17 protein-coding genes, 1 tRNA gene and 2 pseudogenes are annotated in these 17,342 nt (G+C 73.7%); 11 read left to right on the forward strand and 9 right to left on the reverse strand.

Annotation, left to right across the window (positions count from 1 at the left end; translation table 11 throughout):
* Positions 1 to 48: 48 nt before the first annotated feature.
* On the reverse strand, positions 49 to 2,298 hold the full coding sequence (locus tag BIV23_RS43770; protein ID WP_071386575.1) for a YfjP family GTPase: 2,250 nt from the start codon (positions 2,296 to 2,298) through the stop codon (positions 49 to 51).
* Between the two features lie 3 nt (positions 2,299 to 2,301).
* Positions 2,302 to 3,909 (reverse strand): dynamin family protein, encoded by a 1,608-nt coding sequence (locus tag BIV23_RS43775; protein ID WP_071386576.1) that lies wholly within the window; start codon positions 3,907 to 3,909, stop codon positions 2,302 to 2,304.
* Positions 3,910 to 4,182: 273 nt separating this feature from the next.
* Between BIV23_RS43775 and BIV23_RS43780 the strand changes: the two genes are divergently transcribed.
* The 4 genes from BIV23_RS43780 (at position 4,183) to BIV23_RS43795 (ending at position 5,924) form a co-directional block, all read left to right on the forward strand.
* A tRNA-Arg gene (locus BIV23_RS43780) sits at positions 4,183 to 4,255 on the forward strand.
* Positions 4,256 to 4,744: 489 nt separating this feature from the next.
* Positions 4,745 to 4,933, forward strand: coding sequence for a helix-turn-helix domain-containing protein (locus tag BIV23_RS52980; RefSeq protein ID WP_071386577.1), 189 nt, complete (start codon positions 4,745 to 4,747; stop codon positions 4,931 to 4,933).
* Positions 4,934 to 5,377: 444 nt separating this feature from the next.
* Complete coding sequence (locus BIV23_RS48005) at positions 5,378 to 5,671, forward strand: hypothetical protein (RefSeq protein WP_245790936.1); 294 nt, start codon at positions 5,378 to 5,380, stop codon at positions 5,669 to 5,671.
* A gap of 7 nt (positions 5,672 to 5,678) precedes the next feature.
* On the forward strand, positions 5,679 to 5,924 hold the full coding sequence (locus BIV23_RS43795) for a hypothetical protein (protein ID WP_071386578.1): 246 nt from the start codon (positions 5,679 to 5,681) through the stop codon (positions 5,922 to 5,924).
* A gap of 238 nt (positions 5,925 to 6,162) precedes the next feature.
* On the opposite strand, the gene BIV23_RS43800 is transcribed toward BIV23_RS43795, so the two are convergent.
* Positions 6,163 to 6,378 (reverse strand): hypothetical protein, encoded by a 216-nt coding sequence (locus BIV23_RS43800; protein WP_071386579.1) that lies wholly within the window; start codon positions 6,376 to 6,378, stop codon positions 6,163 to 6,165.
* 184 nt (positions 6,379 to 6,562) lie between these two features.
* Between BIV23_RS43800 and BIV23_RS43805 the strand changes: the two genes are divergently transcribed.
* Both BIV23_RS43805 and BIV23_RS43810 read left to right on the forward strand, forming a co-directional pair.
* Positions 6,563 to 7,522, forward strand: coding sequence for a D-2-hydroxyacid dehydrogenase family protein (locus BIV23_RS43805; protein ID WP_071386580.1), 960 nt, complete (start codon positions 6,563 to 6,565; stop codon positions 7,520 to 7,522).
* Positions 7,523 to 7,645: 123 nt separating this feature from the next.
* Positions 7,646 to 7,933 (forward strand): chaplin, encoded by a 288-nt coding sequence (locus BIV23_RS43810; protein ID WP_071386581.1) that lies wholly within the window; start codon positions 7,646 to 7,648, stop codon positions 7,931 to 7,933.
* Between the two features lie 93 nt (positions 7,934 to 8,026).
* On the opposite strand, the pseudogene BIV23_RS43815 reads toward BIV23_RS43810, so the two are convergent.
* The 6 genes and pseudogenes from BIV23_RS43815 to BIV23_RS43840 all read right to left on the reverse strand — a co-directional run bounded on the left by BIV23_RS43815 (position 8,027) and on the right by BIV23_RS43840 (position 11,986).
* Positions 8,027 to 8,892 (reverse strand): annotated as a pseudogene (locus BIV23_RS43815) (tyrosinase family protein).
* Positions 8,876 to 9,439, reverse strand: a complete 564-nt coding sequence (locus BIV23_RS43820; protein ID WP_079173798.1) for a tyrosinase family oxidase copper chaperone — start codon at positions 9,437 to 9,439, stop codon at positions 8,876 to 8,878. Before BIV23_RS43820 ends, BIV23_RS43815 begins: the two are co-directional and overlap by 17 nt.
* Before the next feature lie 161 nt (positions 9,440 to 9,600).
* A complete protein-coding gene (locus tag BIV23_RS43825) occupies positions 9,601 to 10,122 on the reverse strand; it encodes a hypothetical protein (protein ID WP_071386582.1) in 522 nt (173 codons plus the stop codon).
* A gap of 356 nt (positions 10,123 to 10,478) precedes the next feature.
* Positions 10,479 to 10,769: a hypothetical protein gene (locus BIV23_RS43830; RefSeq protein WP_071386583.1), complete on the reverse strand. Its 291-nt coding sequence runs from the start codon at positions 10,767 to 10,769 to the stop codon at positions 10,479 to 10,481.
* A 119-nt stretch (positions 10,770 to 10,888) separates the two neighbouring features.
* The gene (locus BIV23_RS43835; RefSeq protein WP_071386584.1) at positions 10,889 to 11,548 is read right to left on the reverse strand and encodes a hypothetical protein; all 660 of its coding nucleotides are present in this window, start codon (positions 11,546 to 11,548) and stop codon (positions 10,889 to 10,891) included.
* Between the two features lie 198 nt (positions 11,549 to 11,746).
* Positions 11,747 to 11,986, reverse strand: a complete 240-nt coding sequence (locus BIV23_RS43840; protein WP_071386589.1) for a chaplin — start codon at positions 11,984 to 11,986, stop codon at positions 11,747 to 11,749.
* Positions 11,987 to 12,202: 216 nt separating this feature from the next.
* Between BIV23_RS43840 and BIV23_RS49415 the strand changes: the two genes are divergently transcribed.
* From BIV23_RS49415 to BIV23_RS43865, 5 genes and pseudogenes are all read left to right on the forward strand, one after another.
* Positions 12,203 to 12,529, forward strand: coding sequence for a hypothetical protein (locus tag BIV23_RS49415; protein ID WP_107471442.1), 327 nt, complete (start codon positions 12,203 to 12,205; stop codon positions 12,527 to 12,529).
* 55 nt (positions 12,530 to 12,584) lie between these two features.
* Positions 12,585 to 13,793 (forward strand): glycosyltransferase, encoded by a 1,209-nt coding sequence (locus BIV23_RS43850; RefSeq protein ID WP_071386586.1) that lies wholly within the window; start codon positions 12,585 to 12,587, stop codon positions 13,791 to 13,793.
* Positions 13,790 to 15,214 carry a sugar transferase gene (locus BIV23_RS43855; RefSeq protein WP_071386587.1) on the forward strand — a complete coding sequence of 475 codons (1,425 nt, stop codon included), beginning with the start codon at positions 13,790 to 13,792 and terminating at the stop codon, positions 15,212 to 15,214. Before BIV23_RS43850 ends, BIV23_RS43855 begins: the two co-directional genes overlap by 4 nt.
* Before the next feature lie 3 nt (positions 15,215 to 15,217).
* On the forward strand, positions 15,218 to 16,618 hold the full coding sequence (locus BIV23_RS43860) for an O-antigen ligase family protein (protein WP_071386588.1): 1,401 nt from the start codon (positions 15,218 to 15,220) through the stop codon (positions 16,616 to 16,618).
* 136 nt (positions 16,619 to 16,754) lie between these two features.
* Positions 16,755 to 17,342, forward strand: a pseudogene (locus tag BIV23_RS43865) (hypothetical protein); the annotation flags it as partial.

Below are 17,342 nucleotides of genomic sequence, written 5' to 3' on the forward strand. Positions count from 1 at the left end.
CCCCTCCTCGGCACCCCTGTCACCCCCCGGCGCCCAAGCCCCCCTCGCTCACCTTCTGGCCCGTGCCACCCGCCCGTACTGCTCCCGGACCTCCCGGTACCGCAACAGCTCGGCCGCCACCGGATCGAGCACCCGGCCCCGCCCGCAGCTCGCGGCCGCCTCCCGCAAACGCCGTTCCGCGTCCTGGCCGTAGCGCCGTGCCGGGCCTCTCGCCGCCATCCGGCAGCCCCACTCCACCAGTGGCCCGCCGACGATTCCGCACACCATCAGCAGCACCGGAACCCCCAGATTGGGCGCCATGACGCCGGCGATCTGACCCACCAGCCACAGGCCGCCCACGACCTGCAGCAGCGTCATCGCCGCCTGTACCAGCACCGCCGCCGGCCACCATCCCGGCCGCGGCGGCCGCCCGGGCGGCAGACCGGCCCGCTCGGCGAGTTCGTCCAGCGCCTCGGACAGCCCCTCGGACCCGCGTACGGCTGCCTCGCGCACCGCCAGCGCCCAGGGCGCCGGCAGCCCCGCCGAGGCGCGGTCGGCCACCGTACGGACCGCCTGTTCCACGCGCTGGCGGGCGGTCGCCTCCTCGTCGGGCTGGGCCCGCACGAGGTGGCGGCCGGTGGTGGACTCGCCGCGGTGCTGATACCAGCGCCACAGCCGCAGCCAGGGCGTGCCGCAGGCCCGGTTGGCGTTGCGCAGCCAGGCGCGCTCGGCGGCATCGCCCGCCGCGGTGGCGCCCACCGCGTCCGCGAGCCGCACGGCGAACTCCTCGCGCGCGTCCTCGCTCAGGCCCGTCCGCTGCCCGGCGGCGTAGACGGGCCGCAGCGCGGACGCGGTGGCGTCGACGTCGGCCGCGACCCGGCGGGCCGCCGCGCCGCGCTCGGCCACGAACTGGCCGAGCGAATCGCGCAGTTCACCGACGCCGTCGCCGGTCAGCGCGGACAGGGCGAGCACGGTGGCACCGGGTTCGCCGTGCTCGCCGAGCGCGATGCCGTCCTCGTCGAGCAGCCGCCGCAGGTCGTCCAGGACCTGGTCGGCAGCGTCCCCGGGCAGCCGGTCGACCTGGTTGAGGACGACGAACATGACCTCCGCGTGGCCGGCCATGGGCCGCAGATAGCGCTCGTGCAGCACGGCGTCGGCGTACTTCTCCGGGTCGACCACCCAGATCACCGCGTCGACCAGCTTCAGGATCCGGTCGACCTGCTTACGGTGCTCCAGGGCGGCGGAGTCGTGGTCGGGCAGGTCGACCAGGACCAGCCCGCGCAACTGCGCCTCGCCCTCCGGGGTGTGCAGCGGACGGCGGCGCAGCCGGCCCGGGATGCCCAGCCGGTCGATGAGGCTCGCGGCGCCGTCGCTCCAACTGCACGCGATGGGCGCGGCCGTGGTCGGACGCCGTACCCCGGTCTCCGAGATGGCCACTCCGGCGAGCGCGTTGAACAGCTGCGACTTGCCGCTGCCGGTCGCGCCCGCGATGGCGACGACGGTGTGCCGGCCGGACAGTTTGCGGCGGGCGGCCGCCTCCTCCAGGACCCGGCCCGCCTCGGCGAGGGTGCTGCTGTCCAGCCGGGTCCGGGAGAGCCCGACCAGCTCGCGCAGCGCGTCCAGGCGGGAGCGCAGCGAGCCGTCGTAGGCCAGCGGGGCGGGGATCTGGCCGCCCGAGCCACGGCCGCCGCCGTCCAGCACGGAGGCGCGTTCGGCGGCGAAGGCGGCGGCGGTGGCCTCGGTGAGCCGCCGGGCGATCAGCCCGTCGCCCCACGGCTCCCCCGACTCGGCCGACTCCCCCGACTCTGCTGTTTTCACCGACTCGGCCGACCGTACCGCCTCGGGACCGGCGCCTGCGGCGGGGTCGCGGAGGGAGGGCGCGGTGCGGACGGTGGGAGCAGCGGGTGCGGCGGGGACACGGGGGTGCGGCGGCGGGAGTCGGCGCTGGAACGGCGGGGCGCCGGGCGGACCGCCCCTCCCGTGCACCTCGCCACGTTCGTCCTCGCCCTCGTCGTCTTCGTGGACATCGTGATCGACGTGACCGGCACGACCGCCGTGACCGGCGTCCTCGTACGTGTCGGCGAACTCCGCCACGCGCGCGTACGGCTCACGCACGGCGGTCTCGACCGCTGTCTCCGCACCTCCGGCACCCTTGATGCCGTCGGCGTCTTCCGCGCCGATACGGCCGTCCGCGGCCCTCTCGATCGGCTCCACGCGCGCGTTGCCGTCGTGCTCGGTGCGCCCCATGCGCCCCATGCGCCCCGTGTGTCCCATGGGTTCGGTGTGATCCGTGTGGTCCTGGTCAGTGACGGCGGTCACCGGTCACCTCTCCTTCAGCAGTGCGGACAGCGCGGCGATGAGTTCGGCCTGGGGTTCGGGATGGACGTCGAGGGCGTCGAGCGGGGCGAGGCGCCGTTCGCGTTCGCGCTGCATGACGCGGTCCACGCGCTCGTTCAGCAGCCGTCCGGCCCGGTCGCGCAGCCGCAGCGCGCCATGGGCGCCGAGCCGCTCGGCGAGCCCCTCGCCCGCGGTGCGCGCCCGGCGTCCGCCCAGCAGCGCGGTGGCGACCAGGGCGGCGACGGCCTCCGGATCGGGGGCGGCGCTGCGCTCCAGGTCGCGCGACTCCTCCTCCGCGTACTCCTCCAGCTCGCGCCGCCAGCGCCGTACGGCGATTCCGATCCGGTGCTCGGTGCTCTCCACGGTGGAGTCGCCGGCGGCGAGTGCGGGGTCGTCTCCGGCGGGCTCGCGCCGCCAGGCCTCGTCGACGCGCTCGTCGGCGGCCGTGACGGAGCACAGCAGCAGCGCCGCCAGGCTCTCCACGAGCGCGTCGAGGAGTTCCCCGGCGGCGCAGTCCAGCGGGAAGGCCCGCCAGCGCTTGAGGGCGTCCCCGGCGAGTACGGCGCCGGACTGCAGCCGGGCGCGTACGCGCGCGTGCTCGCTGTCGTAGGCGGCCTCCACGGCGGAGGTGAGCCGGAGCGCGGCGGCGTACTGGGCGGCGGCCTCAGCGGCCAGCTCGGGCATGCGGGACTTGAGCGAGTTCAGCAGGCCGCGGGCGGTACGGCTCATGACGTGCTCGCGGGCGGCGGGGTCCTGGGCGTGATGGACCAGCCAGCTCTTCAGCTGCGCGACGGCGGTGGCGGGCAGCAGGCCCGCGCCCCAGGCCGACTCGGGCAGTTCCGGCACGGTGAAGCGGGGCACGTCGCCGAGCCCGGCCTTGGCGAGCAGGGCGCCGTACTGCCGGGAGACCTCGGAGACGACCTGGTGGGGCACCCGGTCCAGGACGGTCACGAGGGTGGCGTCGTACTCCTTGGCGGTACGCAGCAGGTGCCAGGGGACGGCGTCCGCGTAGCGGGCGGCCGTGGTGACCATGATCCAGATGTCGGCGGCGCACATCAGCTCGGCGGCGAGGACGCGGTTGTCGGCGACCAGCGAGTCGATGTCGGGGGCGTCGAGAAGGGCGATCCCGGGCGGGAGCGTGTCGGTGGTCTCGACACGCAGCACGCGCGCGGGGTCCTCGCCGGGGAGCAGGAGATCCTCCGCGGCCTCCTGCCGGGGCTCCCACACGCGCGCGAGGTCGGGCAGCACACGCATGCGGCTGAACCAGTGCTGATCCTCCGGATGGCAGACGAGGACCGGCGTCCGGGTCGTCGGCCGCAGTACGCCCGCCTCGCTGACCCGGCGGCCGACGAGGGAGTTGACGAGCGTCGATTTGCCGGCACCGGTGGACCCGCCGACGACCGCCAGCAGCGGCGCCTCGGGTTCTCGCAGGCGGGGAAGGAGATAGTCGTCGAGCTGGGCGAGGAGTTCGTCGCGGTTGGCACGCGCGCGTGGGGCCCCGGCCAGGGGCAGCGGAAAGCGTGCGGCGGCGACACGGTCGCGCAGCGCGGAGAGTGTGTCGAGCAGCTGAGGCCGAACGTCCAAGGTCACCACATGCGAAGAATGCCCAATTTTAGGGGAATTCTGAAGCATATGGACATGTCTGCGTGCCGACGGAACAGAACCGGCAGAAGGGACGACTGGGACGCGGGCACAGTCCAGGCATAACGAGTGCACAACACCCGGTGCGTCGGACGCCAAAAGCGATGCACGATTCGCACCTGCCTGCGATTATCAGGACCGCTTCACCGAACCTCCACATCGAGCCACGGAGGCGAAGCGACAGGGTCGAGGAACAGGGAGCTTTATCCTTGGTCCCGCCACCAGGCCCCCGTAGCTCAGTGGATAGAGCAGGCGCCTTCTAAGCGCTTGGCCGCAGGTTCGAGTCCTGCCGGGGGCGCCCGTGCCCAGCCCTCCCATCGGGAGGGCTTTTTGCTGGTCAGAGACGGTTTCACTCGACACAGGTCAGCCCCGGACGCCCCCTTGGTGATCAAGGGCGCGGTCCGGGGCTGTCCGGCTGTCACCGGATCTTCGCGGGTGGCCGTGCCGGATGCGAGTCGAGGTTCCCGGCCAGAGGAAGATCAGCCAACGCCCGGCACCTCCGCCTCCGGGAGATCGCCGGGAACACGGCAACGCTGTTCCCCTGCCCACTCGGCCACCCGGGCGGGCGGAATGCCGTCGTCGAGCCACTCGGCGGGACGCGGGAGCAGATCACCCGGCTGGAGCTGTACGTACGTGACGTGCCGCCGCAGGATGCGGGGAGGGCCGGTCAGGGCGCCAAGATGCGAGGGTCTGGCAAGCCGATGGGCCGGCTTGCTCACGGGGAGCATCCTCGCGGATCACATGGACGCGCAAACAGAGAGCACGACTGCACGGGCGGCCAAGCAGTGTGCGGCGCCCTCTGAACATCCTCGACCTACCGAGCGAGGACCGTCCCGCCATCACGCTGCAAGAGATCACCGAGGCGACCGGACCGGCCAGGACGACGGCGCCGCCTCTGGTACAGACCCTGGAGAAGAGCGGCTTGCCGTCGGTGCAGTCGGCCGACCGCACCGCCAGACGCGGCCTGTGGCGCTGAACCTTTCCCGCCCGCAGCCAGTGGGGAGATGCCGCGCCAGACCCTCAAAGTGATGCGCGACCTCACCGACCGTCCGCGCGAGACGGTCAACATGTTCGTGGGCTGCCGCGATGCCACCGATCCGAGCGCGGCCTACGCGGACCCGCGGCCAAGCGGAGGGGCTCCGCCGACACGACGTGCGCAGCACAGATCCAGACCATCCCGAACGCTTCTGCAGGTCAGCCCACTTATCCCGTGATCACTCACAGCGGTGGATCAGGCGGATTCCTGCAACGCGCCGTACGGCGAGGCAGTTATCCCAGGTGCTCATCAGGAAATCACCAGAAAGGGACCGCCTTGGCCACGCCTTGCCTCGCGCGCCTCACCACCGCTCCCGCCGCAGCGGGAGCCCTCGTCCTCACTGTCTCGACCGGTGCACACGCCACAGCGATCGGGACGACTCCCGTGCACACCTTCGAGTACAGCGTGGGCGGCGTGACGATGAAGGTCCCGACGGGCTGCATGTTCACCCACATCATCCGGGGAAGCGGAAGGAAGATCACGTACCAGAACGCCGGCGTCGACTGCGCCTTCGTCGGGGCGCTCAGCAGCGGCTTCTGCAACTGGCGCATCGACTTCACGTACGCCGACACCGACAACCGGGCTTACCGCACCTCGCGCGGCAGGACACACAACGAGTGCAAGATCGACCCGATGCGGAACAACTCTCCCCAGCGGCTGCCTCGTTATGGCAAGTGAGTAGTTCATGATCGCGCAGCAACAGGGACAGGACGCGGACCAGGTACGGGACAGGACGCGGCGTCGGGCCCGGATCACCACGTTCCTTGCGGGCCTCGTCGCCACGCTCGCCTTCTTCGCTTTCTTCCCCGGGCTGCCGCACGTCATCGACTGGGGCGCCATCCTCACCTCCCTCGCCGTGGGCGGACTTGCCCAACGGGGCTGTCAGTCCTGGATGACCAGGACGGCGAAGAAGAAGACGGAAGGTACGTGATCCGTGCGGTGGAGCCATCAGGTTCCACCGCACTCGGGGCGGCTTCGGAGTCATGCCCCGACCTGAGATCACCCATCGAGACTGCGCCCGCTCAGAACCGGGTGCCCGGAGCCCTGCGCAGAAGCGGAGGCCCCCATCCGTCCGGCCGAGCCCCAGCGCAACACCATGGTCGTGACGACAGCGGCGGGCGCCGTTCGCGCGGACGGGGCGGACATGGAGGCCGGTGGCAGACAAGGGGTCACATGCGGCGACCGCCCACAGCCCCGCCCCCGCCGGGGAAGAGCAGCCGCGACGAACCGGTGATCATCGTCAGGGATCCCAGCCCGAGTGCCGTCCGCCCGAGGACCTTGGCTCCGTGCCAGTGGTGCGGAGACCCGAAGGCCACCCAGGCGCCCAAGGCGATGCCCGCGATCAGGACCGCGAGTCCGCTGATGCGGCGTAAGCCATGGTTCATGGACTCGTCGTCGCCCGCCGCGGATCAGCGCTCAAGTGACTGACGCTCAAGTGACTGAATCGGGTCGCCGCCGTGGTGGGCGTGCGGGTGCCGGCCGGTCGTCGTCCCGTCCGCCGTACCCGCCGCCCCTCCCTTCGGAAACCGCGTCGGGGATTACAGTCACGGCGGGGAAAGGAGAGTCGACATGCGACTTCGCTGTGCGGTGCTGGACGACTTCCAGGGGGTGGCCGCCGCGATGGCCGACTGGTCGATGGTCGAGGACGAGGTCGAGGTCGTCGCGCTGCGCGAGCACGTCGCCGGCGAGGACGAGCTCGCCGCGGCCCTCGCCGGGTACGACATCGTCGTCACCCTGCGCGAACGCGTCCCGTTTCCCGGGTCGTTGCTCGCCCGGCTGCCCCGGCTGAGGCTGATCGTCGCCTCCGGGATGCGCAACAGCGTCATCGACTACGCCGCCGCCGAGCGGCACGGTGTCACCGTGTGCGGCACGCAGAGTTCGGGCATCCCGCCGGCCGAGCTGACCTGGGCGCTGCTGCTCGGCCTCGCCCGCGGGATCGTCGCGGAGAACACCGCGCTGCGCACGGGCGGTCCCTGGCAGTCCACCGTCGGCGCCGATCTGCACGGCGCCCGGCTCGGGGTGCTCGGCCTCGGCAGGATCGGCGGCCGGGTGGCCCGGGTCGGGCTCGCCTTCGGCATGCGCGTCAGCGCGTGGAGTCCCCGCCTGACCAAGGAGCGCGCGGCGGAGCACGGTGTCGAACTGGCCGCGTCCAAGGAGGAGTTGCTCGCCGGGAGCGACTTCGTGTCCGTCCAGGTGCCCGGCGGCGACGGCACCCGCGGCCTCATCGGCGCCGCCGAACTGGCCCTGATGAAGCCGACCGCCTATCTGATCAACACCGCCCGGGCGTCGGTCGTCGACCAGGACGCGCTGCTGGCCGCGCTGCACGAGGGACGGATCGCGGGCGCGGGTGTCGACGTCTTCGACGTCGAGCCGCTGCCCGCGGACCATCCGATGCGCACGGCGCCCCGGCTGCTCGCCACGCCCCACCTCGGCTATGTCTCGCGGGCCAACTACACGACGTACTACGGCCAGGCCGTGGAGAACATCCAGGCCTATCTGGCCGGTTCCCCGGTACGCCGGCTGCCCTGAGGACGATAAAAGGGTGATCTCCGGACGATCACCGTGACCACCCTCGCGCGGCGCCGTTGAACGGGAAGTGCGGCAGCTGGTCTGCCACCGCACTCTTTCCGATTAACGCATAAGGAGAACGTGATGTCTCGCATCGCGAAGGCAGCCGCCGTCGCTCTCGGCACCGGTGCCGTGGTGGTCAGCGGGGCCGGCCTGGCCCTCGCCGACGCGGGAGCCGACGGCGCGGCCGTCGGCTCCCCGGGTGTCGTGTCCGGCAACGCGGTCCAGGTCCCGGTCCACATCCCGGTCAACGTGTGCGGGAACACCGTCAACGTGATCGCCCTGCTGAACCCGGCCTTCGGCAACACCTGCGTCAACGCGGGCGAGCTGCAGAAGCCGGGCAACCCCGGCGACAGCGGCTACGGTCACTGATCGCACCGGCGGGCACGACCGTCCGGTCCGTGGACACCGAAGAGCCCCGGCACGCACCGCGCGCCGGGGCTCTTCCGCTGTCCGCGGGCGGACTCAGGCGTACCGGTAGATCCGGCTCAGGTCCTCCAGCTGGTCCGGGGTCTCGTCCCACGGCGGGAGCTTCTCGTACCGGGCGACGATCCGCCCGTGCTGGTCGTCGGCCGCGCCGGGCGGCTCGGCCGGCAGGTAGCGGTGCTCGCGGTGCGCCCGCTGCCAGCGCTGCCACTGCAGGTCGACGAAGGCGTGGTGCAGCCAGAACACCGGGTCGTTGACCGACGCGCCGCCGAGCATCGCGCCGCCGACCCAGCGGTGCACCCGGTTGTGGTTGTGCCAGGAGGCGCTGCCGCGGCCCCGCCCCCAGCCCTCCAGCGTGTTGCGAAAGCCCCTGGTGACGGTCGAGTCCCAGGGCCGCACGTCGTAGGCCGGATCGTCGAGCGCCCGTTGGAGATCCCTCTTCGTGGGCAGTTCGACGGGGCGGCGGCGCGGCCCAGGTCCCGGGTGAGGAACGTGCCGTCGGTGATGGCCTCCTTGATGGTCCAGTGGCCCGCCGCGTAGGCGAACGGCCCGGTCGTCACCTGCCGGTCGGAGTGCCGCCCGTTGCCGCCGAGCAGGTCGTTCGTCCAGGGCACCGAGGCCGTCGTACGGTCCCGGGTCCAGTCCCAGTACGGCACCGTCACCGAGGAGTCGACGCGGCGCAGCGCCCGCTCCAGCTCCAGTACGAAGCGACGGTGCCAGGGCAGGAAGGACGGTGCCATGTGCGCGGTGCGCAGTCCGGTCTCGCCGTCGGGGGTGTAGTAGTCGATGTGCGTGCGCACGAACTCGTCGTACTCGCCGTGCCGTTTGAGCTCCAGCAGCGCGTTCACGAACCGGCGCCGCTCGCTCGCGCTGAGCGTGGCGACGTCCTTACGCAGGTACGCCACGCCGTTCCCCCGCGCCCCCGGCATAGCCCGCGTCCCCCGCCTCTCCCATGCCTCCCATGTCCCCGGTGTCCGCCATGCCTCCCATGCGCGCGTGACCGGACCCCACCGGGCCCGGCGCGACGTCCTCGCGCAGCCGCTGGCCGGGGCCCATCTCGTCCACGGCCGCCCGGGTCGCCTCCAGCGGCGTGCGGTACGACGTGTAGTGGTCGACCATGCTCAGCCAGCTGCCGTCCGCCCGCCGCATCAGATGCAGCGGGCGCCCGTCGATGACGATCCGCCATTCGTCCTCGTCCGCCCCGCTGACCGCGGCCGGCACGAGCACGCCCTGGATACGGCGGCCCCGGTACACCTCGTCGAAGGAGGCGCCGTCGAAGGCCCGCACCGGGGGCGTGGGCCGGGAGGCGGCGACGACCGGGGCCAGCGCCAGCGCGGCGGCGGAGGCCAGCAGCCCCCGCGCCACCTCTCTGCGTGACGCTCCCGCCGGCCCGGCCTGCGCTCTCGGCCGCTGCCCCGCGCCCACCGCCACTCCGCCCACATCGACGACCATCGCTCGCTCCCTCGGGGATTCGGCTGTCCGTGTCCGGACATCCGTGACCGGATGTCCGTACCGGCTAACCGGCCGAGGGCGCGGTGGGTCACCGCACTGGGGCCATCAGGTGGGGAGGAACAGGCCGGACGGCTCACAGGCGGGGGCTGGAGAGGGCGGCCTCACAGGCCCGGCCCGGTGGACAGGTCCCCGTCCGCGACCGTCTGGAGGACCGGGGCGATGACGCCGAGGGCGGGCTCCTGGAGGGACGGGAGGCCGTGGTTGGCGACGCTGGGCCGGGTCAGCGGGGCGTCCAGGGCCACGCCGGGGGTCACGGTGCGCAGGGGGTTGGCGGGCAGGGCCATGCCGACGTGGTCGTCGCCGAGGGCGCCCGGGACCGGGGTGCTCAGATGGGCGCCGGGCAGGGCGCCGGTGAACGGCACCTCGGGCAGCGTGCGCTCGGGCATCAGGTGGCCGGGGACGAAACGCGGGCCCTCGGGCGGGGTCGGCATCAGCAGCGGCGCCGGCACCTCCAGGCCCGCCTGCGGCGCCTCCGTGCCGACGACCCTGGAGACCGCGTCCAGCGGCACGGAGACGGGGACGGGGACCTGGCCGACGGCGGCTGCGGAGGTGGCTGCGCCACCCACGGCGGCCGCGACGCCCGTGAGGACGGCGGCAAGGGTTCCTCGGGTGGTCGACTTCATGTCAGGTACGGTCCCTTCCAGGATGCGGGAGTTCGACGTCCGTACCGCGTAACGAGCCGGAAAACCGCTTCTGTTCACAATTCGCCCGGCTGCCGTAATTGCACTGACATCGGCTCGTCCACTCTTCAGCTGGTCCACAAGTCCCACCAGCGGGTCGGGATCGGCATGCCGATAACGCCGATGTGCAGTAGGCCGACAGGTACGGCATGTCGGCGCGTCCGCGGGCCGCCGGGCGGCTGCTCACCCTTGCGGACCCGTGCCCGCCGTCGCTCCGCACGATCGAGGGGAGGCGGTGGAAAAGGGCCGGGGGCCGGTGCCGCGGGTGCGGTACCGGCCCCCGTCGCACGGGAGGGATGTCAGCTCTGCAGGGGCAGGCCGCCGAGCAGCGGGGCGTGCTGGTTCACCGCGCCGGTGGCGCCCTTGACCGTGTGGAGCGGGGAGCCCTTGCGCTCGGTGTCGAGCGCGTCCGACTGGTGCTGGAGCGGCATCGCGTCGTCGAGGGTGATCGGGCTCTTGGTGAGCTGGCTGACGGCGCCGTTGAGGCTGGTGGGCGTCGCGTCGGCGGCGTTGTAGGCGAACGCGGGCGCGGCGACACCCGCGAGGGCCACGGAACCGGCAGCGACAGCGGCAGCCTTCAGGGACTTCATCATGTTCCTTTCTTCGGCAACTCACGTCACCCCAGGGAATTCTGGCGCCGTGCCTAACGAGACCCGGCCGGACCGGAAACCCCGCGCGGAGAAGACATATGAGATCCCGAGCGACGGTGTCAGCCGGCCGCGGGCACGCTCGACGACTCCGGCCCGGCGGCCGGGGCCACGGCGCCCAGGACACCGCCGAGGAGCCCGGTCACCGCCTTGACCAGGTCGCCCACCGTGCTGGTGGCGGCCGGCAGCAGCGCGGCCGGGACGCTGAGGACGCCCTGCAGCACCTTTTCGACGTCGCCCAGGAGGGAGTTCAGCGCGTCGTCGGTGGCGTCACGGGCCGTGGCCGGTGCGCCGGTGCGGCCGTGCTTCGCGGGGGCCGGGGCAGCCGGCGTCGCGGGGACGGCCGTCGCCGCGGTGGACGTGGCCGCATCGGACTGCGCGGCCGACGCGGTGCCGGCCGCCTGGGACACCTGGGTCCTCTTGGCCTCGGCGATGGCCTTCTTGGCGGCGTCGGCGAGCCTGTGGGCCTCCGCGGGCTCCAGCTTGCCCTTGGTCAGCGACTCCTTGAGCAGGTCGATGACCGGCTGGAGGACGGAGCCGGTGTTGTCCAGGGTTCTGATCTGGGTGAGCAGTTTCTCCGCGCCCGGTACGGGGGATGCGGAGGCGCCCTGGGGGCTCGTGCCGCCCGAGTCGGCGGCGACGGCTGCCGGGCCGGCGACAGCGACCAGAACGGCGGCGCAGAGGACGGTGGACGCAAGGCGCCGCGCGTGCAGACCACGCATGGGGAGTTCCTTTCGGTGGACCGGGGGGCCGGTGATCAATAGGACGTGAGCCCACCGTCCGCGCACCTGTCGCGCTCTGCAACCGCTCGGACGCCGTTGGTGATCTCTTGTGATCCGTCCGGGGGAGCACGAAAACCGGCCGTCCGCCCCGCGACAGCTGCGCGGGGCGGACGGCCGGCCGAAGGATGCGTCCCGACGTCAACCGTTGACGCAGGTGTTGTCGAAGGCCGGGTTCAGCAGCGCGATGACGTTGACGGTGTTGCCGCAGACGTTGACCGGCACGTGGACCGGGACCTGGGCGAGGTTGCCCGACAGCACGCCCGGCGAGTCCTTGGCGACGCCGATCGCGGCGGAGTCGGCGCAGGCCACGCCGGCGGCACCGGCGACGGCCGCGACAGCGGCGGAGGTCAGGACCAGGCCCTTCGCGATACGCGACATGGAGAGGTGCTCCTTGGGGATCGAGACGAACACCCGGGCGGACACCCGGCCTTGTTTCAACGCGTCCCGGCACCCGGAGTTGTGCCGCCGATGGGGTGACGTAACCGAAGACTCCCCTTCACACTTCAGACACACATGTCCGCTTTCTCCAGATTAATACGTATAGCGGCTAGAGTTGTCGATCTCTCCAGCACATGCGAAAGGGCACCGCCGCTCATGCGCAAGTTCCTGGGTACGCCGCCGCTGTGCACGGCGACAGGCGCCCGGCTCACGCTCCCTCCCGGGCCCCGGCGTACGCCGGTCGCACTCGGCGGTTCCGTCAATCCGCCGGACGACGTAATGGACCCCACGACCAGCGCACCGGGCGCCGTACCCGCCCGGCGGATCCCCGCCTACGCCCGCGCGCTCGGCCACACCCGCGCCGTGTGCGATCTCGGACCGGCCGCATGCGGCGGCGGTGACCCGCCGGGCCGCCGCTTCGTTTTCCGGCCGGACGCGGCGTGGGTCGACGCACTCCTCGCCGCCGTGGACGCACAGGTGTGAGGCGCGTTCCCGACCGCCGTCCCGAGCGCCCCCCTGTGAACGAGGAAATCCACCCATGCACCAGTCAGCACCCGCCCCCCGGCCCCGGGTCCTGCACCTCGCACAACCTGTCGACGGCGGCGTCGCCCGGGTCGTCCTGGACCTGGCGCGCGCCCAGCTCGCGGCGGGCCTGCACGTCATGGCGGCCTGCCCGGACGGCGAACTGGACACCGGACTACGCGAGTTGGGCGTCGACGTACGCCGCTGGCAGGCCGGCCGCGCCCCGGGCCCGGGGCTGCCGGGCGAGGTGCGCCGCCTCGCCCGGCTGGCCGGCGAGGCACGGCCCGACCTCGTGCACGCGCACAGCGCGAAGGCCGGCCTGGCCGGCCGGCTGGCCGTGCGCGGCCGGATCCCGACCGTGTTCCAGCCGCACGCCTGGTCGTTCGAGGCGGTCGGCGGCAGCACCGCCGCACTCGCGCTGCGCTGGGAGCGGTGGGGGGCGCGCTGGGCCGACCGCGTGGTCTGCGTCAGCGAGGCGGAGCGCGCGACCGGGCTGCGCGCCGGTGTCCGCGCCGCGTACACGGTCGTCCCGAACGGCATCGACACCGAGCGCTTCGCCCCGGGACCCCGCACCGCACCCCTCCCCACGCTCCTTCCGGAAGGACCGGAAGGACCGGAAGGGGCTGTGGCACCCGACCCCGCCGCGCCCGTCGTGGTCTGCGTCGGCCGGCTCTGCCGGCAGAAGGGCCAGGACGTCCTGCTCCAGGCCTGGGCGCGGGTGCTCGACGCGGTGCCGCGGGCACGGCTCGTGCTGGTCGGCGACGGCCCCGGACGCGAGACGCTGGGGCACCGCGCCCACCCCTCCGTCCACTTCACCGGTGCCGTCGGCGACGTGGTGCCCTGGTACCGCGGCGCCGACCTGGTCGTACTCCCCTCCCGCTGGGAGGGCATGGCGCTCGCCCCGCTGGAGGCGCTGGGCTGTGGCCGGCCGGTCGTGGTCACCGACGTCGACGGCGCCCGCGAGAGCCTGCCGCCCGCCCTCGCCGCGCGCTGTCTGGTCCCGCCGGAGGACCCCGCGGCACTGGCCCGGGCGATCGCCGCGCTGCTGTCCGACCCGCCGCTGCGCGCCGCGCTGGGCGACCAGGGGCGCCGGCACGTCCTGGCCACGCACGACGTGCGGCACACCGCCGAGCGGATCTCGGACGTCTACCGCGAACTCCTCGACGCGCGCACGGAAAGACGTCCGCGCGTGCCCTCCGAGTGCAGGGAGTCCATCCACCCGTGACCGCGGAAAGAACCGTCCCCACCTCCGGGGCGCACCCCTGGGATCCCGGGCTCCCGGCCGTCTCCGTCCTGCCCGCCCGCGCGGCCGGCGGCTTCCGGTTCCCGCCGCGGCGCCCGCCCGCCCGGCCCGCCTCGCCGCTCCCCCTGCTCGCCGCCGACCTGCTCGCGGCGCTGGCCGGCACGGTCGCGCTGGACGAGGGCGCGCGCCGGCCGCTGCTGGTCGCCGTGCTGGTCTCGGCCGCGCTGCTGCTGCGCCCGCACGCCGCCCGGCTCGTGCCCAGCGTCCTCGACGAACTGCCCGCGGTGTGCGGCCGGGTCGCGGTGGCCTGGCTGGGCCTCGCGGCGCTGCTCGCCGCCTACGCCCCCGAGCGCGCGCTGAGCGCCCGCACGCTGCTGCTCTGCTGGGCGCTGCACGCGGCGGCGGCCTGCGCGGGCCGGGGCGCGGTGCACTGGCAGCGCCGCGTGGCACTGCTGCGCCGCCCGCGCACCGCCCTGGTGATCGGGCCCGCCACGACCGCGCAGCGGGTGGCCGCCGCGCTGCTGCGGCACCCGCGCTGCGGGGTGCGGCCGGTGGGCGTCGTCGCCGACCGGCCCGACGGCGGCCACGGCGGGCTGCCGGTGCTGAGCAGCGGCCAGGACGTGGAGCGGGCAGTGGTCCAGAACGGGGTGCGGACCGTGCTCACCGTCGACCCCGCCGTACGCACCGGGAAGGGGCCGCTGCTGCGGGCGCTCGCCGAGTCGGGGTGCGCGGTGTGGGAGCTGGACGCGGACTCGCCGTCGTACGAGATGCGCGACCAGCTCGCCGGGTTCGCGCTGCGACGGCTGGAGCTCGGCTCGCGGCGGCGCGGCAGTGCCGGCAAGCGGCTGCTGGACGTGGTGGTCGCCGGGACGATGCTGGTGCTGGCCGCCCCGGTGCTGCTGGTGTGCGCGGTCGTGCTCCGGGTCACCGACGGGCCCGGCGTGGTCTTCCGGCAGGAACGCATCGGCAGGGACGGCCGCCCCTTCACGCTGCTGAAGTTCCGCACGCACCGCCCGGCCGACGAGCACGAGGCGGCCACCCGGTGGAGCGTGGCCGGTGAGCACCGGATGAGCCCCTTCTGCCGGTTCCTGCGGCAGACCTCGCTGGACGAGCTGCTCCAGCTGTGGAACGTGCTGCGGGGTGACATGAGCCTCGTCGGCCCGCGCCCCGAACGGCCGTACTTCGTCACGCAGTTCAGCCAGACCTACCCGGGCTACGCGGCCCGCCACCGGATGCGCACCGGCATCACCGGGCTCGCCCAGATCCACGGGCTGCGCGGCGACACCTCCATCGAGGACCGGGCCCGCTTCGACAACGCCTACATCGACAACTGGTCGCTGTGGCGGGACGTCTGCGTCCTGCTGCGCACCGCGGCCGCGCTCGTGCGCTCGACGGGGAGCTGACCGATGGCCCTCGCTCCGCCGCTCACCCGCACCGTGCGCTGCGCTCCGGTGCTGCCCGTGACGGCCGTGGTCGCGCTGCTCGCACTGCCGGCCGACCCCGGCGCCGAGGGCGGCGCGGGTCCGGCCGACGCGCTGTCCGCGCTGGTGGTCGCCTACTGCGCCGTACGACTGCTGCGCGACCGGGCCCGTCCGCTGTCCCGCCGGGCCGCCGTCCTGCTCGGGCTGCCCGTGTTCGGCGTCTCGCTCGCCGCGCTGCACGCGGTCACGCCGGGCACCGGGATCGCCGGGCTCGGCCGCTACCTCCAGGTCTTCGTGCTGGTCCCGGCGGCCGTGGTCCTGCTCCTGCGGGACCGCCGGGACCTGCGCCTGCTGTCCTGGTCGTTCGTGGCCCTCGCGCTGTTCCAGGGCGCGCTCGGCGTGCACCAGTACGTCACCGGCACCGGCGCCTCCTACCAGGGCCAGGACATCCGCGCGGTGGGCACGTTCGGGTCGTCGGACGTGATGGGCATGGCGACGGTGGTGTGCTTCGGGCTGGTGTGCGCGACGGGCCTGGCGCTGGGCCGCGGCCCGGTGCGCGTACGCGCCACGGCCACGGCGTGCGCCCTGGCCCTGCTGGTCCCCCTGGCCCTGTCCTTCAGCCGGGGCGCCTGGATCGCCACGGCCGTCACGCTCACCGCGCAGCTGGTGCTGGCCGGGGTGCGCCGGGCGCTGCGGGCGGGGGCGGCGGCCGTGGCCGTGTGCGTGGTGCTCGTGGGCGGGTTCGGGGTGGGTACGACGATGCTCCAGGAGCGGTTCGACAGCATCACCCAGGTCGCCGACGCGCCCGACCAGTCGGTGACCGACCGGTACACGATGTGGGCGGCGGCCGTCGACATGTGGCGCGCGCACCCGCTGACCGGCGTCGGTCTGAAGGGCTTCCCCGAGTACCGCGACGGACACGCCTCCCTCTCGCTGTCCTCCGGCAGCGACACGGAGGGCGCGGGCGCGGCGTTCCGGCGTCAGCCCCTGCTGTCCCCGCACAACATGTACCTGCTGGTCCTCGCCGAGCAGGGCCTGATCGGCCTGCTGTGTCTCGCGGGCGGCTGGCTGGCCCTGCTGGTGTGCGCGCTGCGCGGCCTTTCGCGCAGCCGGGCGCCCGGCGGCCACGGCCTGGACTGCGCCCTGACCGCGTGCGGCCTGCTCGTCTGGCAACTGGTCGACTTCGCCTACGCCGACATCGGCGGCCCCTCGACCGTCCTGACGGCGTTGTCCTTCGGCCTGGCCGCCTGGTGGGCCCTGGTCGGGTCGGACACCACGAACACCACGGACACCTCGGACAGCACGAACGGCACCTGCGCCGCACCGGGCACCCCAGGCGTGCCCGCGAAGCGGGGATCGGCGCCGGGAAAGGCGGCTCTGCGATGACGACGACACCGGCCACACGAACATCCTGCGGGCCGCGGTGCCGGGTGCGGGGCGGGGTCGTCGGGCTCGGGGCGCCGGTTCACCAGTGGCGCCGGACACGAGTCCAGGACCGGCGACGAGGGCGGGGGTGGACCGGATGACGGCCCCGAGGATCGAGGGCGCGCCGGGTCCGGGCACCGGTACCGACCCGGACAGCGACCCGGACACCTGCGCGGTGTCCGTACCGGTACGGGTCCCGCCACCGGACGCGGCCCCCGACGCAGATCCCGTACCCGTGCCGGAACCGGCCCCCGACGCGGAACCGATGCCGGTACCCGTGGCGGATCCGGCCACCGGCGCGCTCGCCCTGCCGGTTGCCCGCTCGGGCGACGCTGCCGCTCCGGGGACACTCGCGCCTGCCGCTTCCTGCTCGGCCGGCACGGCCGACCCGGTCGACACATGCCACTCGGACGACACGTCCGACGCGGCCGACACGTCCAGCTCGGACCTCGCTCCCGGCTCCGCCGACACCTCCGGCTCCACCGACGCTTCCGCCGACGCCTGCCCCGCAGCATCCACCGAGTCCGGTGCCGCCGATGCCCGGCCCGCGGCGTCCGTCGACTGCGTGACGGCCGCTCCGCCCGACGCCCTGCCACACGAAACCACCGACTGCGCCCCCACGCCCACCACCCCGCCCCCGTCCGCCGCACCCCCCGTGCCCCCGGCCGACGAGGCTCAGCAGGGA

This window comes from Streptomyces monashensis (assembly GCF_001866665.1).
GTDB classification, from domain to species: domain Bacteria; phylum Actinomycetota; class Actinomycetes; order Streptomycetales; family Streptomycetaceae; genus Streptomyces; species Streptomyces monashensis.

What these genes read in the sequence shown, in the direction of transcription:
- BIV23_RS43795 (WP_071386578.1), top strand. Translation starts at nt 5,679, where the DNA reads ATGATCGCGCAGCAACAGGGACAGGACGCGGACCAGGTACGGGACAGG.
- BIV23_RS43810 (WP_071386581.1), top strand. Translation starts at nt 7,646, where the DNA reads ATGTCTCGCATCGCGAAGGCAGCCGCCGTCGCTCTCGGCACCGGTGCC.
- BIV23_RS43800 (WP_071386579.1), bottom strand. Translation starts at nt 6,378, where the DNA reads ATGAACCATGGCTTACGCCGCATCAGCGGACTCGCGGTCCTGATCGCG.
- BIV23_RS43825 (WP_071386582.1), bottom strand. Translation starts at nt 10,122, where the DNA reads ATGAAGTCGACCACCCGAGGAACCCTTGCCGCCGTCCTCACGGGCGTC.
- BIV23_RS43840 (WP_071386589.1), bottom strand. Translation starts at nt 11,986, where the DNA reads ATGTCGCGTATCGCGAAGGGCCTGGTCCTGACCTCCGCCGCTGTCGCG.
- BIV23_RS43850 (WP_071386586.1), top strand. Translation starts at nt 12,585, where the DNA reads ATGCACCAGTCAGCACCCGCCCCCCGGCCCCGGGTCCTGCACCTCGCA.
- BIV23_RS43805 (WP_071386580.1), top strand. Translation starts at nt 6,563, where the DNA reads ATGCGACTTCGCTGTGCGGTGCTGGACGACTTCCAGGGGGTGGCCGCC.
- BIV23_RS43860 (WP_071386588.1), top strand. Translation starts at nt 15,218, where the DNA reads ATGGCCCTCGCTCCGCCGCTCACCCGCACCGTGCGCTGCGCTCCGGTG.
- BIV23_RS43820 (WP_079173798.1), bottom strand. Translation starts at nt 9,439, where the DNA reads ATGGTCGTCGATGTGGGCGGAGTGGCGGTGGGCGCGGGGCAGCGGCCG.
- BIV23_RS43835 (WP_071386584.1), bottom strand. Translation starts at nt 11,548, where the DNA reads ATGCGTGGTCTGCACGCGCGGCGCCTTGCGTCCACCGTCCTCTGCGCC.
- BIV23_RS49415 (WP_107471442.1), top strand. Translation starts at nt 12,203, where the DNA reads ATGCGCAAGTTCCTGGGTACGCCGCCGCTGTGCACGGCGACAGGCGCC.
- BIV23_RS43830 (WP_071386583.1), bottom strand. Translation starts at nt 10,769, where the DNA reads ATGAAGTCCCTGAAGGCTGCCGCTGTCGCTGCCGGTTCCGTGGCCCTC.